Annotated in this window: 11 protein-coding genes; 8 read left to right on the top strand and 3 right to left on the bottom strand. The window is 68.4% G+C overall.

Annotated features, from left to right (window positions below; translation table 11 throughout):
- Positions 1 to 55: 55 nt before the first annotated feature.
- On the bottom strand, positions 56 to 739 hold the full coding sequence (gene rpe, locus H6G99_RS01125) for a ribulose-phosphate 3-epimerase (RefSeq protein WP_015108162.1): 684 nt from the start codon (positions 737 to 739) through the stop codon (positions 56 to 58).
- A gap of 204 nt (positions 740 to 943) precedes the next feature.
- Between rpe and glpX the strand changes: the two genes are divergently transcribed.
- From glpX to H6G99_RS01160, 7 genes are all read left to right on the top strand, one after another.
- Positions 944 to 1,948 (top strand): class II fructose-bisphosphatase, encoded by a 1,005-nt coding sequence (gene glpX / locus H6G99_RS01130; protein ID WP_190609367.1) that lies wholly within the window; start codon positions 944 to 946, stop codon positions 1,946 to 1,948.
- Positions 1,949 to 1,982: 34 nt separating this feature from the next.
- Positions 1,983 to 3,293, top strand: coding sequence for a glutamyl-tRNA reductase (locus H6G99_RS01135; protein WP_190609368.1), 1,311 nt, complete (start codon positions 1,983 to 1,985; stop codon positions 3,291 to 3,293).
- Between the two features lie 147 nt (positions 3,294 to 3,440).
- A complete protein-coding gene (locus H6G99_RS01140; RefSeq protein ID WP_094584533.1) occupies positions 3,441 to 4,736 on the top strand; it encodes a glucose-1-phosphate adenylyltransferase in 1,296 nt (431 codons plus the stop codon).
- 112 nt (positions 4,737 to 4,848) lie between these two features.
- The gene (gene gnd / locus H6G99_RS01145; protein ID WP_190609370.1) at positions 4,849 to 6,267 is read left to right on the top strand and encodes an NADP-dependent phosphogluconate dehydrogenase; all 1,419 of its coding nucleotides are present in this window, start codon (positions 4,849 to 4,851) and stop codon (positions 6,265 to 6,267) included.
- The gene (gene pgl, locus H6G99_RS01150) at positions 6,264 to 6,995 is read left to right on the top strand and encodes a 6-phosphogluconolactonase (RefSeq protein ID WP_190609372.1); all 732 of its coding nucleotides are present in this window, start codon (positions 6,264 to 6,266) and stop codon (positions 6,993 to 6,995) included. The genes gnd and pgl overlap by 4 nt, the downstream gene beginning before the upstream one ends.
- A gap of 8 nt (positions 6,996 to 7,003) precedes the next feature.
- Positions 7,004 to 7,558, top strand: coding sequence for a CIA30 family protein (locus tag H6G99_RS01155; RefSeq protein ID WP_094584536.1), 555 nt, complete (start codon positions 7,004 to 7,006; stop codon positions 7,556 to 7,558).
- Complete coding sequence (locus tag H6G99_RS01160) at positions 7,545 to 7,943, top strand: DUF8659 family protein (RefSeq protein ID WP_190609374.1); 399 nt, start codon at positions 7,545 to 7,547, stop codon at positions 7,941 to 7,943. Before H6G99_RS01155 ends, H6G99_RS01160 begins: the two co-directional genes overlap by 14 nt.
- Here H6G99_RS01160 and H6G99_RS01165 read toward each other — a convergent pair.
- A complete protein-coding gene (locus tag H6G99_RS01165; protein ID WP_190609376.1) occupies positions 7,934 to 11,149 on the bottom strand; it encodes a chemotaxis protein CheB in 3,216 nt (1,071 codons plus the stop codon). The two genes, H6G99_RS01160 and H6G99_RS01165, sit on opposite strands and share 10 nt — an antisense overlap.
- Before the next feature lie 444 nt (positions 11,150 to 11,593).
- Here H6G99_RS01165 and H6G99_RS01170 point away from each other — a divergent pair, with 444 nt between their 5' ends.
- Positions 11,594 to 12,655: a helix-turn-helix transcriptional regulator gene (locus H6G99_RS01170; RefSeq protein ID WP_190609378.1), complete on the top strand. Its 1,062-nt coding sequence runs from the start codon at positions 11,594 to 11,596 to the stop codon at positions 12,653 to 12,655.
- 18 nt (positions 12,656 to 12,673) lie between these two features.
- On the opposite strand, the gene H6G99_RS01175 is transcribed toward H6G99_RS01170, so the two are convergent.
- Positions 12,674 to 12,898, bottom strand: a complete 225-nt coding sequence (locus H6G99_RS01175) for a ribbon-helix-helix domain-containing protein (RefSeq protein ID WP_094584540.1) — start codon at positions 12,896 to 12,898, stop codon at positions 12,674 to 12,676.
- Positions 12,899 to 13,057 lie beyond the last annotated feature (159 nt).

Consider the following 13,057-nt stretch of genomic DNA (forward strand, 5'->3'; position numbering starts at 1 on the left):
ACTCTCAAGGTCCTGTGCATCAAAAGGCCGCCCGCTGTGGGCGGCCTTTTGAGCATCAGACCAGTGCCGGTTCGGGGCGGCGGCTGTTGCGGATGCCGGTGATGGCCTCGGCGTAGTCGGCGTGGCCGAAGACACCGGAGCCGCTGACGATCGCATTGGCACCGGCCTCGATGACCTGCCAGGCGTTGCCGGCCTTGATGCCGCCGTCGACCTCGATCCAGGGATCCAGACCCCGCTCATCACAGAGGCGGCGCAGCTGGCGGATCTTCTCCACCTGGGAGGGGATGAAGCTCTGGCCGCCGAAGCCGGGGTTGACGCTCATGATCAGCACCAGATCACAGAGCTCCAGGCAGTACTCGAGGGTGTCGAGGGGGGTGCTGGGGTTGAGCACGGCACCGGCCATCTTGCCCAGGTCCTTGATCTGGCTGAGGTTGCGGTGCAGGTGGGGGCAGGCCTCCACCTGGACGCTGATGATGTCGGCGCCGGCCTTGGCGAAATCGGCCACGTACTTCTCGGGCTCGACGATCATCAGGTGCACGTCCAGGGGCTTGGTCGTCACCGGGCGCAGGGCCTCGACGATCAGCGGGCCGATGGTGATGTTGGGCACGAAGCGGCCGTCCATCACGTCCACGTGGATCCAGTCGGCACCGGCGGCGTCGACGGCCCGCACGTCGTCGCCGAGGCGGGAGAAGTCGGCCGAAAGGATCGACGGGGAGATCACCAGGGGCTTGGTGCTCATGGACGGCCACCGCAGCGGAAGAATGAAGGGATTGTAAGGAGCGGCCCACCATGGGTCTCCCGGGGTGCTCCCGGGCGCGCTGATACGATGGCCCCGCTTCGACTCCGAGAGGCCTTGCAGCGGCTGGATCTTTCCCCGCTTTGCCTGCGGTCCGCCTCCGGCGTGCCGGCCCCTCGTTGAGGCCCCTCCCCCTGCCGGACCGTTGTGGATCGCACTCTTATCCAGGAACTGCTCGAAGTCGTCGAGCAGGCCGCCATCGCCTCTGCCCGCCTGACCGGGCTCGGCAAGAAGGACGAAGCCGATGCGGCCGCCGTCGAGGCGATGCGCACCCGCATGGGCAGCATTGCCATGCAGGGCCGGATCGTCATCGGGGAAGGGGAGCGCGATGAAGCCCCCATGCTTTACATCGGCGAGGAAGTCGGCAGCGGCACCGGCCCCGGTGTCGACTTCGCCGTCGACCCCTGCGAAGGCACCAACCTCTGTGCCAACGCCCAGGACGGCTCGATGGCCGTGCTCGCCGCCAGCGACCGCGGCGGCCTGTTCTATGCCCCCGACTTCTACATGAAGAAGCTGGCGGCGCCCCCGGCCGCCAAGGGCAAGGTGGACATCCGCAAGAGCGCCACCGAGAACATCGCCATCCTGAGCGAGTGCCTGGGTGTGCCCGCCAGCGACCTCACCATCGTGGTGATGGACCGCGCCCGCCACAAGGCCCTGATCGCCGAGATCCGCGCCACCGGCGCCCGCGTCAAGCCGATCAGCGACGGTGACGTGCAGGCCGCCATCGCCTGCGGCTTCGCCGGCACCGGCACCCACTGCCTGATGGGCATCGGCGCCGCCCCCGAGGGTGTGATCTCCGCCGCCGCCCTGCGGGCCCTCGGCGGCCACTTCCAGGGCCAGCTGGTGTACGACCCCGCCATCGCCCAGACCAGCGAGTGGGCCGACTACACCAAGGAAGGAAACATCGCCCGCCTCAACGAGATGGGCATCACCGACGTCGACAAGGTCTATGAGGCCGAGGAGCTCGCCTCCGGCGAAAACGTGGTCTTCGCCGGCAGCGGCATCACCCCCGGCCTGCTGTTCAAGGGCGTCGTCTTCGAGGACGACTGCACCCGCACCAGCAGCCTGATCATCAGCACCCTCGACCGCAGCGCCCGCTTCACCGATACGGTGCATATCAAGGAGGGCGCCAAGAGCATCGCCCTGCGCTGATCCCACCAGAGTCCGGACCTCGGAGCCCGCCTCCATGCACATCGCCGTCGTCGGTCTGAGCCATCGCACGGCTCCGGTGGAAATCCGCGAGCGCCTGAGCATCCCCGAGCAGACCATGGAGGATTCCCTCCAGCGGCTGCGGGCGGATGAGCAGGTGATCGAGGCCTCGATCCTGAGCACCTGCAACCGGCTGGAGATCTACACGCTCCTGCGCCATCCCGAACAGGGCATCACCGCTGTCGGCGACTTCCTCAGCCGCCAGTCCGGCCTGGCGGTGGAGGAGCTGCGCCCCCATCTGTTCACCTACCACCACGAGGAGGCCGTGGGCCACCTGCTGCGGGTGGCCGCCGGGCTCGACAGCCTGGTGCTGGGGGAGGGTCAGATCCTCTCCCAGGTGAAGAAGATGGTGCGGCTGGGTCAGGAGCACCGCTCCGTGGGCCCGATCCTCAACCGCCTGCTCAACCAGGCGGTGAGCACCGGCAAGCGGGTGCGCACCGAGACCAACCTGGGCACCGGGGCGGTCTCGATCAGTTCGGCGGCCGTCGAGCTGGCCCAGCTGAAGGTGGGCCAGGCCCGGGGCACCGATGAGCTGGTGCCGCTCGATCAGGAGCAGGTGGCGGTGGTGGGGGCGGGCCGCATGGCCCGGCTGCTGCTGCAGCACCTGCAGGCCAAGGGCTGCCGGGGGGTGGTGGTGCTCAACCGCACCGTCGCCCGGGCCGAGGCCCTGGCGGCCGATTTCCCCGCCCTGCCCGTGCAGTGCCGTCCCCTGGACGACCTCGACCACTGCCTGAGCACCTGCTCGCTGGTCTTCACCAGCACCGGCGCCGAGGAGCCGATCATCACGGCCCGGCGGCTGGAGGGGCTCAACCGCCGCTCCAGCCTGATGCTCATCGATATCGGTGTGCCCCGCAACATCAGCGCCGATGCGGCCGAACTCCAGGGTGTCGACAGTTTCGACGTCGACGATCTCCAGGAGGTGGTGGCCCGTAACCAGGAGGCCCGGCGGGAGATGGCCGCCGAGGCCGAGGGGCTCCTGGCCGAAGAATCACGCCTGTTCCTGGAGTGGTGGGACGGCCTCGAGGCGGTGCCCCTGGTCAACCGGCTGCGTCTCCAGCTGGAGGACATCCGCGAGCAGGAGCTGCAGAAGGCCCTCAGCCGCATGGGCCCGGACCTTTCCGCCCGGGAGCGGAAGGTGGTCGAAGCCCTCAGCAAGGGGATCATCAACAAGATCCTGCACACGCCCGTCACCCGGCTGCGCGCCCCCCAGCCCCGCCAGCAGCGGCGGGCGGCCATGGGGGTGCTGCAGGACCTTTTCGAGCTTCACGACGACCCGCCGGAGGCCTGAGCCCCGCCCCCCGGGAGGGTCCCCGCTTCACCGGCTCCAGCACCCCATTTCACTGCAACGGAACATGAACCGAGAAGCAGCAGCGCGGAGCTCCGCGTCACCACGCTCCAGTACGGTCTGGCCAGCCAAGGACCGAGGACTGGGCTCATGAAACGCGTTCTGGCCATCATCCTGGGAGGCGGTGCGGGAACGCGTCTCTACCCCCTCACCAAGATGCGGGCGAAGCCCGCCGTTCCCCTCGCCGGGAAATACCGACTGATCGATATTCCCATCAGCAACTGCATCAACTCGGAGATCAACAAGATCTACGTGCTGACGCAGTTCAACAGCGCCTCGCTCAACCGTCACCTGACGATGAGCTACAACCTCTCCTCCGGCTTCGGCCAGGGCTTCGTGGAGGTGCTGGCCGCCCAGCAGACCCCCGACAGCCCCAGCTGGTTCGAAGGCACCGCCGATGCGGTGCGCAAGTACCAGTGGCTGTTCCAGGAGTGGGACGTGGACCACGTCCTGATCCTCTCCGGTGACCAGCTGTACCGGATGGACTACAGCAAGTTCGTCCAGCACCACATCGACTGCGGCGCCCAACTGACCGTGGGTGCCCTGCCGGTGGATGCGGCCCAGGCGGAGGGCTTCGGCCTGATGCGCACCTCCTCCGACGGCCGGATCCTGGAGTTCAGCGAGAAGCCCAAGGGTGACGCCCTGGAGGCCATGCGAGTCAACACCGAGAGCCTCGGCCTCTCCGCCGAGGAGGCCGCCAAGCGGCCCTATCTCGCGTCGATGGGGATCTATGTCTTCAACCGCAACACCCTGTTCGACCTGCTGGCCAGCCATCCGGAGGCCACCGATTTCGGCAAGGAGATCATCCCCGCCTCCCTCGGCCGGGGGGACCACCTGCAGACCTTCCTCTTCGACGACTACTGGGAGGACATCGGCACGATCGGGGCGTTCTACGAGGCCAACCTGGCCCTCACCGACCAGCCCAACCCGGCCTTCTCCTTCTACGACGAGAAGTTCCCCATCTACACCCGGCCCCGCTACCTGCCCCCCAGCAAGCTGCAGGACGCCCAGGTGACCCAGTCGATCATCGGCGAAGGATCCCTGCTCAAGGCCTGCAGCATCCACCACTGCGTGCTTGGCGTGCGCTCCCGGGTCGAAGACGAGGTGGTGCTCCAGGACACCCTGCTGATGGGGGCCGACTTCTTCGAATCCTCCGAGGAACGGCTGGTGCTGCGCGAGCGGGGCGGCACCCCGATCGGCGTGGGCCGGGGCACCACGGTGAAGGGGGCGATCCTCGACAAGAACGTGCGCATCGGCCGCGACGTCACCATCGTCAACAAGGACCGGGTGGAGGAGGCCGACCGGCCGGAGCTCAACTTCTATATCCGCAACGGCATCGTCGTGGTGGTGAAGAACGGCACGATCGCCGACGGCACCGTCATCTGAGGCCCGCCCCGGGGGAGGGCTGGGCCAGCAGTTGCTGACATCCCCCCCCGGGACACCGACGCTCCGCCGACCGCTGGCCACAGTGGCGAGGAAGCAAGACATCCACGCTCCTATGGGCAAGGCGCATTTCGGACTCATCGGCCTCGGCGTGATGGGTGAGAATCTGGTCCTCAACGCCGAGAGAAACGGCTTCTCGAGCGTCGTCTACAACCGGACCTACGCCAAGACCGAGGAGTTCCTGGCCGGACGCGGCGCCGGCAAGGACATCGTGGGAGCGGCCAGCCTCGAGGAGTTCGTGGCGGCGCTGGAGCGGCCCCGCCGCATCCTGATGATGGTGAAGGCGGGCGATCCGGTGGATGCCACCATCGCCAGCATCTCGCCGCTGCTCGAGGAAGGCGATCTGCTGATCGACGGCGGCAACTCCCTCTACACCGACACCGAGCGACGCGTGAAGGAGCTGGAGAGCAAGAGCTTCGGCTACATCGGCATGGGCGTCTCCGGTGGCGCCAAGGGGGCCCTGGAGGGGCCGAGCATGATGCCCGGCGGCACCAAGGCGGCCTACGACGCCATCGAGAGCCTCGTCACCAAGATGGCCGCCCAGGTGGAGGACGGCCCCTGCGTCACCTACATCGGCCCCGGCGGCGCCGGCCACTTCGTCAAGACCGTCCACAACGGCATCGAGTACGGCATCGAGCAGATCCTGGCCGAGGCCTACGACCTGATGAAGCGCATCGGCGGCCTCGATGGCGACGCCATGGCCGACGTTCTGGGGGGCTGGAACCAGACCGAAGAGCTGGCCTCCTTCCTGGTGGAGATCACCGAGGTGTGCCTGCGCACCAAGGATCCCGAAAGTGGCGGTGACCTGGTGGAGCTGATCGTCGATGCCGCCGGCCAGAAGGGCACCGGCCTGTGGACCGTGGTCAGCGCCCTGGAGATGGGGGTGCCCGTGCCCACCATCTACGCCGCCCTCAACGCCCGCGTGCTCAGCTCCCTGCGCAGCGAGCGGATGGCGGCCGAAGCGGTGCTGCACGCCCCCGCCCCCCACAGCTTTCCCCTCGGGGAGCCGGCCACCGGCATGGCGCCGCTGCGGGATGCCTGCATCCTGGCCTGCATCGCCAGCTACGGCCAGGGCATGGCCCTGCTGCAGGAGGCCTCCAAACTCCACGACTACAACCTCGACTTCTCGGCCATCGGCCAGATCTGGAAGGGGGGCTGCATCATCCGGGCCCGGCTGCTGCAACGCATCCAGGACGCCTACGGCGCCGATCCCTCCCTGCCCAACCTGATGCTCGACCCCTGGTTCGCCGCCCAGGTCAACCAGCGCCTGGCCGGCCTGCGCCAGGTGGTGGCTGGGGCGGCCCTGGCGGGCATCCCCGTGCCCTGCCTCAGCAGCACCCTCGACTACATCGACAGCTACCGCACCGGCCGTCTGCCCCAGAACCTGGTGCAGGCCATGCGCGACTGCTTCGGCTCCCATACTTATGAGCGCACGGACCGCCCCGGCGCGTTCCACACCGAGTGGCTCGATTGACCGAACCCAGCACGCGCTACCAGCTGATCGTCGCCACCAGCCCGGAAGATCTGGCCCGCCAGGCGGCGGAGCAGATCGCCACCGGCATCGATCTGGCCCTGGCGGAGCGGGACCGGGCCCAGATCGCCCTGGCCGGGGGGGAGACCCCCCGGGCGGCCTACGCCCGGCTGGCCGAGGAACACCTGCCCTGGGAGCGGGTCGATGTGCTGCTGGGGGATGAGCGCTGGGTGCCGGCCGACGACCCCTCCAGCAATGCCCGCATGCTGAGGGAAACCCTGCTGGCCCACCCGCCGGCCAGCCACGCCCGCTTCCACCCGGTGCCCACCGACCGCCCCACCCCGCAGGCGAGCGCCGAGGCCTACGCGACGGAGCTGGCTGTGCTCTGCCCCGGCGCCCTGCCCCGCTTCGATGTGCTGCTGCTGGGCCTGGGCGACGACGGCCACACCGCCTCCCTGTTCCCCGGCACGGCGGCCCCCGGCGTCAGCGATCGCCCGGTCACCATCGGCGAGGGCAAGGGCCTGCCCCGCATCACCCTCACGGCGCCGGCTCTCTCGGCCGCCCGCCGGGTGATCTTCCTGGTCAGCGGCGCCGGCAAACGCCAGGCGCTCGCCCGGCTGCTCGACCCGAGTGAGCCCGCCGAGCGCACCCCCGCCCGGCTGGTGCGGCCGGCCGGCGTGGTGGTGATCCTGGCCGATGCCGCCGCCGCCGCCGACCTCCCCGGCGCCTGAGGGCTCCCATGCAGGTGATCCGCGGCGATGGCTTCAGTGGTTGGCATGCCCTCAACGACACCGTCATGGGGGGGCGCAGTTCGGGGCTGTGCACGGTCAGCAGCCGCGGGCTGCGGCTGGAGGCGGAGGTGGTGGAACAGGGCGGTGGTTTCGTCAGCTGCCGCTCGCCCATCTTTTCCCCTCCCCTGGATCTCTCGGAGCAGGCCGCCTTCGAGCTGGAGCTCCACGGCGACGGCCGTCACTACAAGCTGGCGGTGGCCTGCGCCGATGGGGTGGCGGGTCTCACCGAGATGATCCCCGGCGGCGTGCGCTGGGTGGCGAACTTCGCCACCGATCCCGATGGCCCCTGCCGGGTGCGGATCCCCTTCGCCCAGCTGCGGGCCTCGATCCGGGCCAAGCCGATCGAGGCCCTGCCCCTCGGCCTGCCCCTGCGCTTCGACGCCGAGCGGATCACCCGGCTGCAGATCCTGCATTCGAAGTTCGGCGACGATGGCTCCGCCAACCCGGGCTTCCGGGCCGGTCCGCTCAGCCTGGAGGTGATGGCGATCGATGCCGTCGCCTGAGTCCTCCATCGGCAGCGCCAACACCGACCTCTGCCAGCTGGTGGCGGCGGCGGCCGATCTCTGCCGCAAGCCCCTGCGCCATGCGGTGGTGGGGGCCGGGCACGGGGACAGCCTGGATCTCTGCCTGCGGCTGGAGGCCCGCACACCCGAGGGCGAGCGGGTGCCGGCGGAGGATCTGGAGCTGGAGATCTACCGCAGCGGTGAGGATCTCAACCTCACCCTGGCCTGGCGCCAGGGGGAGGACCACCCCCTGCTGTGGCAGGGCAGCCATCCGGTCTGGATGGATGGGGCCACAGGGGTGCGCTGCAGCTGTCCGCCCCAGGGGGGGCCGCTGGAGGCCCTGGCCCGCCGCCTGCGGGCCCTGCTGCGACCGGATCAGGGCTGAGGCGAGGGCAGCACCATCAGCAGCGAGCCGGTCCCCATCGTCGAGGGCAGCGGCCAGAGCTCGACCCTGGCCTCCAGGGTGCGGCCATCCCGATGGCGGAGGGAAAAGGAGTCACTCACGAACAGCGGCCCATCGGCGGGCGCATCGCTGACCACGGGGGTCGTCGCCTCCTCCGGCAGCTGGCAGAACAGGGAGGCGGGCGACCCCACCAGGGTGTCGCGCTCGAAGCCGATCCGGCGGCACAGGCTGGCGTTGACCATCACCACCCGCTGGTTGCCGTCGAACACCGCCACCGAGAAGCTGGGACTGCGGATCAGGGTCTCGAACAGGACCGAGAGGTCGCGGCTATGTTCCTGGGCCTGGCGCTGCTGGGTGATGTCGGAGAGGGTGCCGACCACATAGCGATCCATCTCCTCGGTGAGCACCTTGGCGTTCTCCGTCACCCAGCGCTGCTCGCCATCGCGGCGGATGATCCGGTACTGCACCGACCAGCCCCCCTGGGCCGGGTCACGGCTGGCCCAGACCCGATCCCGGTCCTCCGGAAGGATGGCGTCGTCGAGCAGCTCCGGACGGGCGAACAGCTCGGCCGGGCTCCAACCCGTCAGGGGCAGGATGCGCTGGCTGGCATAGAGCAGCCGGTGGAGGTCGGCGTCCCGCTTCCACACCGCCTCTTCCAGGGCATCGGTGAGGCTGGAGAAGGAATCGAGCGAGTCCTCAGCGGCCCGTCGCAGGGCCAGCAGTTCCGACACGTCGGTGAGGGTGACGATCGCTCCGAGCCGCTGCCCCTCCCGTTCCTGGTAGGGCAGCACCTGGGCCAGGTAGGCGATGTCCTCGTTGACCGCTTCGATGTTGCGCCGGGGAGCACCGCCGACCACCTCCGCCAGGGCCGACCGCAGTCCCGGCAGGGGCACCGTGGTGGGAATGCCCAGCAGGGGCCGTCCGATGTCATCCTCCACCAGGGCGAAGACGCGCACCGCCAGGGGGGTGAACCGGGTGATGCACAGCTCCCGGTCGACGATGACCATGCCCTGGTTGAGGGAGTTCTGGATGTTCTCCAGGTCGGTGCTGAGCAGCTGCAGGTCGGAGCTTCTGGCCCGCAGCTCCTGGTTGAGGGTCGCCAGTTCCTCGTTGGTGGCCTGCAGCTCCTCGTTGGAGGATTCCAGTTCTTCGTTGGAGGATTGCAGCTCCTCCGAGGAAGCCTGCAGTTCCTCGGCCGAAGCCTCCAGCTCCTCGTTGGCCTCCTCCAGATCCGAGAGGGAACGACGCAGGGTGTCGTGGCTGGTGAGCAGCTCCTTCTCCAGCCGGGCGATCTGCTGGTCGAAGTCCTGGTCGCGGATCAGCGGAATATCTGTGGAGGCCTGATCGGCGCCGTCGGGGGGTTCCCGCAGGAAGCTGAGCAGGGTCAGCACCCGCTCGTTGACCTGGAGGGGCCGGACCTCCAGCCGCAGGTTGATGGCGAAGTCCGGCAGGTGCAGCAGCCGGCTGCGGACCGGCTGGCGGTCGGTCCGCACGATCAGCAGCAGGGCGCGGGCCTCGGCCTGCAGTTCCGGCAGCAGGAAGGTGGTGGCGGCGGTGGAGATCCGGCCCTCGGTGAGCCGGCAGAAGGGACTGACATCGCCGATCACCTCCACCAGTCCGTGGTTCTCATCGAGGATCACGCAGGGGGCGCAGGTGGAGCGGACCAGCGCTTCGAGGGTGGCGACATGCTCCTCGACCACGGTCTCCCGCAGGATCGAGATCCTCCCGACCGGGCTGAACAGGGTCGGTTGGCGCTGGGAGGGCTGGATGGCCGGGGTGTAGCGGCTGAACTGGTGTTCCGAGGTGCGATGGAAGATGCGGTGCTCGGCGTTGGCCACATCGAAGCCCTCGGTCCTGTGGCCCAGCGACTCCGTGCGGCCGAGGAACAGCAGACCCGAGGGCAGCAGGCCGAAGCGGAACTGCGTCAGTACCCGGTCCTGCAGGGGCTGGGTGAAGTAGATGAGGGTGTTGCGGCTGGAGATCAGGTCCAGACGCGGGAAGGGCGGGTCGACGGCCACGTTGTGACGGGCGAAGACCACGCAGTTGCGCAGGGCCTCACAGATCTGGACCTCGCCGTTGAACGGCACCACGAAGCGTTCCCGCAGCGACTCCGGGATGGCCAGGCTGGAGGCGGCGGGATAGGTGGCCCGGCGCGCCACGGCCAGGCTGTCCTCGTCGAGATCGGTGCCGAAGATCTTGAGGTGATGGGTCAGGTCCTGGGGGTGGCCGAGCGCCTCGCTGAACAGCATGCCGATGGAATAGACCTCCTCGCCGGTGGCGCAGCCCGGCACCCACACCCGCAGGCGGTCCTTGCGGGTGCGCTGGGCCACATAGTCCTTCAGGAGCTCGCCGAGGACCGCGAACGACTCCGGGTCGCGGAAGAAGGAGGTCACGGTGACCAGCAGGTTGTGGACCAGGGCCGAGACCTCCCTGCTGTCCGCCGCCAGCAGCCGCAGGTACTCCTCCATGCTCTCCATCTGGCGGATCGCCATGCGTCGCGCCAGCTGACGCTGCAGGGTGGACGCCTTGTACTGGCTGAAGTCGATGCCGCTGTTGTGCAGCAGCAGCTCCAGGGCACTGGAGACGTTGAGGCCCCTGAGGTCGGGAGTGTTCAGCTCCACCCAGTCGCCGGCCGAGCCCATCAGCCCGGTGAGGTGATGGGCGATGGCGGCCGGCTCGAGGACGAGGTCGGCCCCACCCAGGGCAACGGCGGCGGTGGGCATGGCGGCGAACCGGGCGCTCTCGGGCGTCTGGGCGATCGTGAGCCCACCGGCGGCCCGCACGGCCCGCAGGCCGCGGGCCCCGTCGGAGCCGGTGCCCGAGAGCACCACGGCGGCCCCATGGCCGTTCCAGTGCTCGGCGACCGAATCGAACAGCCGGTCGACGCTGGGGCTGGGGCCGAAGCGGGGTTCGGGCGCCACCAGCCTTAACCGTTTCCCTTCCACACTGATGTCGTGGTTGGGGGGGCAGACGCTGACCGTGTCCGGCAGCAACGCGGCCCCGTCGACCGCCTCGACCACCTGCAGCGCCGTGACCCGCGCCAGCAGCTCGACCATCAGGCTGCCGTGGTCGGGCGAGAGGTGCTGGGCCACCACATAGGCCACGCTGCCGCCGGGGGCAAGGTTGCCCAGAAGGGTCTGCAGGGCCTCCAGGCCGCCGGCCGAGGCCCCGATGGCCACCAGATGCATGCCGGCCTGTGAACCGGGGGACGTGGATGGCGCCGGGGAAGACTCCGCGTCACTGGATTCTTCCTTTGACATCGGCACCATGAACGTGTGCACTCAATGTAAACCGCCACAGCCGTCCTGACCTTCATGGTGTGAAGGAACGATCCGCCGCTGAGGCGATCCATAACTGTGAGGCCTGACGGTGATGCCGGACCACATCGCATGCCCGCTTCGATGACCGTGATGGGGTCCAGCCGCATGCGGTACTCGCATGGGATTGCATCCGTTCTGATCACTGCAGGGAATCATCATGAACTGCAATCAACAGCACACTTCTGTCGTGGCAGATGTTGAGGCTTGTAAGCACGACGTCTCGATCAGCGCACAGGTGACTGGCTCTAAGGAATTCATGCTCATTGTGTGATACCCTGAACGAATGGTGAAAGTGAGGAGGTGGGAGTTCGTATGTGCAGCGAGCCTTGCTTCCCCAGCCAATGGCACCCTGAAGTTGCCCATTTCTCCAACCCCCTGCTGCTTCAGCATCAGCTGGGTGAGGCTCTCCATTCCTGCACCTCCCATTCCTGCACCGCGATGTTGCAGGAGGCCCTGCCGCTGGTGGACATCATTCCGCTGGAAACGGAGGCCTCCTGGTGGTGTTACGGCGCCAATCTCCACCTCGGCAGCCTCGTGGCGACGGCCTGGACGGCGAGGCCGATGCGCATGGCCTTTTCCGAACGCCAGGAGCACATTGTCGTGCTGGGCTACGGCGGAGAACAGCGGCTGCGACAGGGCTCCACCACCTGGCCCTGTGCCAGGGGAGGGTGTGTGCTGATGGCCAATGCGGCCTGCACGATGGAGAGCACCCTGTCATCCGCGGTGGCTTTTTCCCTGACGCGGGATCGACTTCTGGAGACGGCGATGGCAATGGGGGGCTATCAGCAGAAACCGAAAGGCTGGGAGGAGAATGTCTGCCAGGCCCACGGCTGGAGCCCGCCCCGGAATCCTGTCGCCCCTTCCCTGCTTATGGCCCTACAGCAGACCATCGCCATGGCGGGGCAGCTCTCAGGGTATGGCCGGGGTCTGCTCGATCGGCTGCAGTTTGACGACCAGATCTATCGGCTGATCGTGGCGATGCTGCTGCCGGAGATCCGCCAGGACAAGACCCTGGATCGGCTCCTGCACCGGCAGCGGCAGGGCCGCGATTCCTTTGACGAACTGATCGATTACATCAAGCAGAATCTGGGGGAGCCGCCCACCCTCACCGACCTGGAATCAAGGAGCCATTACTCCCGCAGGGCCCTGCAGTATGCCTTCGCCGAGCGCATGGGCTGCACCGCCACCAAGTGGATCAAGATGCAGCGTCTTGACCGTGCCCGGCAACGGCTGGAGCGGCCGAATCTGAACGACTCGGTGGGGAGCATCGCCCGCGAGTGCGGCTATCGCTCCCTGGGACTGTTCAGCGTGGATTTCCAGCAGCGGTTCCACGTCAAGCCGTCCCAGCTGCTGCGGGAGTCCCGGCCGGAGTAGCCGGGACTCCCGCCGCGTTCACGCCCGGCGTCGGAACCCATCCGCCGACTCCATGCGGCCCGGGTTGTGCTCGCCTGCCTGCCCGCCCTGCAGGGCCGACTCCAGCAGGTAGGCGGCCAGGTTGGAGAGGGAGCGCCCCTGGACGTTGCTGCGCTCCACCAGGGCCTGGTAGGCGTTGTAGGGGACGGTGATCGTGACGCGCACCGGCCGCAGGAAGGGACCGGGTTCGGAGTGGCTTCGCATGGGTCCAGGGGGTGACTTCCTATGCTCTAGGCCCGATTTTGTGATCGGTGGCCAGATGCTTCATGAAGAGCCGGAGCCCCTCCGTGGACCAGATGCCAGTGCTGGCCGGCGATTCACCCTGCTGCGGTCAGCAGCAGGGGGCCTGCGCCGTCAGTGCAG

It is taken from the genome of Synechococcus sp. FACHB-909 (assembly GCF_014698945.1).
Lineage (GTDB): Bacteria > Cyanobacteriota > Cyanobacteriia > PCC-6307 > Cyanobiaceae > Cyanobium.

Coding starts and splice junctions, on each gene's coding strand:
- rpe (WP_015108162.1), bottom strand. CDS start 739: ATGAGCACCAAGCCCCTGGTGATCTCCCCGTCGATCCTTTCGGCCGAC.
- gnd (WP_190609370.1), top strand. CDS start 4,849: ATGGGCAAGGCGCATTTCGGACTCATCGGCCTCGGCGTGATGGGTGAG.
- H6G99_RS01175 (WP_094584540.1), bottom strand. CDS start 12,898: ATGCGAAGCCACTCCGAACCCGGTCCCTTCCTGCGGCCGGTGCGCGTC.
- H6G99_RS01155 (WP_094584536.1), top strand. CDS start 7,004: ATGCAGGTGATCCGCGGCGATGGCTTCAGTGGTTGGCATGCCCTCAAC.
- H6G99_RS01170 (WP_190609378.1), top strand. CDS start 11,594: ATGTGCAGCGAGCCTTGCTTCCCCAGCCAATGGCACCCTGAAGTTGCC.
- H6G99_RS01165 (WP_190609376.1), bottom strand. CDS start 11,149: ATGCATCTGGTGGCCATCGGGGCCTCGGCCGGCGGCCTGGAGGCCCTG.
- H6G99_RS01160 (WP_190609374.1), top strand. CDS start 7,545: ATGCCGTCGCCTGAGTCCTCCATCGGCAGCGCCAACACCGACCTCTGC.
- H6G99_RS01140 (WP_094584533.1), top strand. CDS start 3,441: ATGAAACGCGTTCTGGCCATCATCCTGGGAGGCGGTGCGGGAACGCGT.
- H6G99_RS01135 (WP_190609368.1), top strand. CDS start 1,983: ATGCACATCGCCGTCGTCGGTCTGAGCCATCGCACGGCTCCGGTGGAA.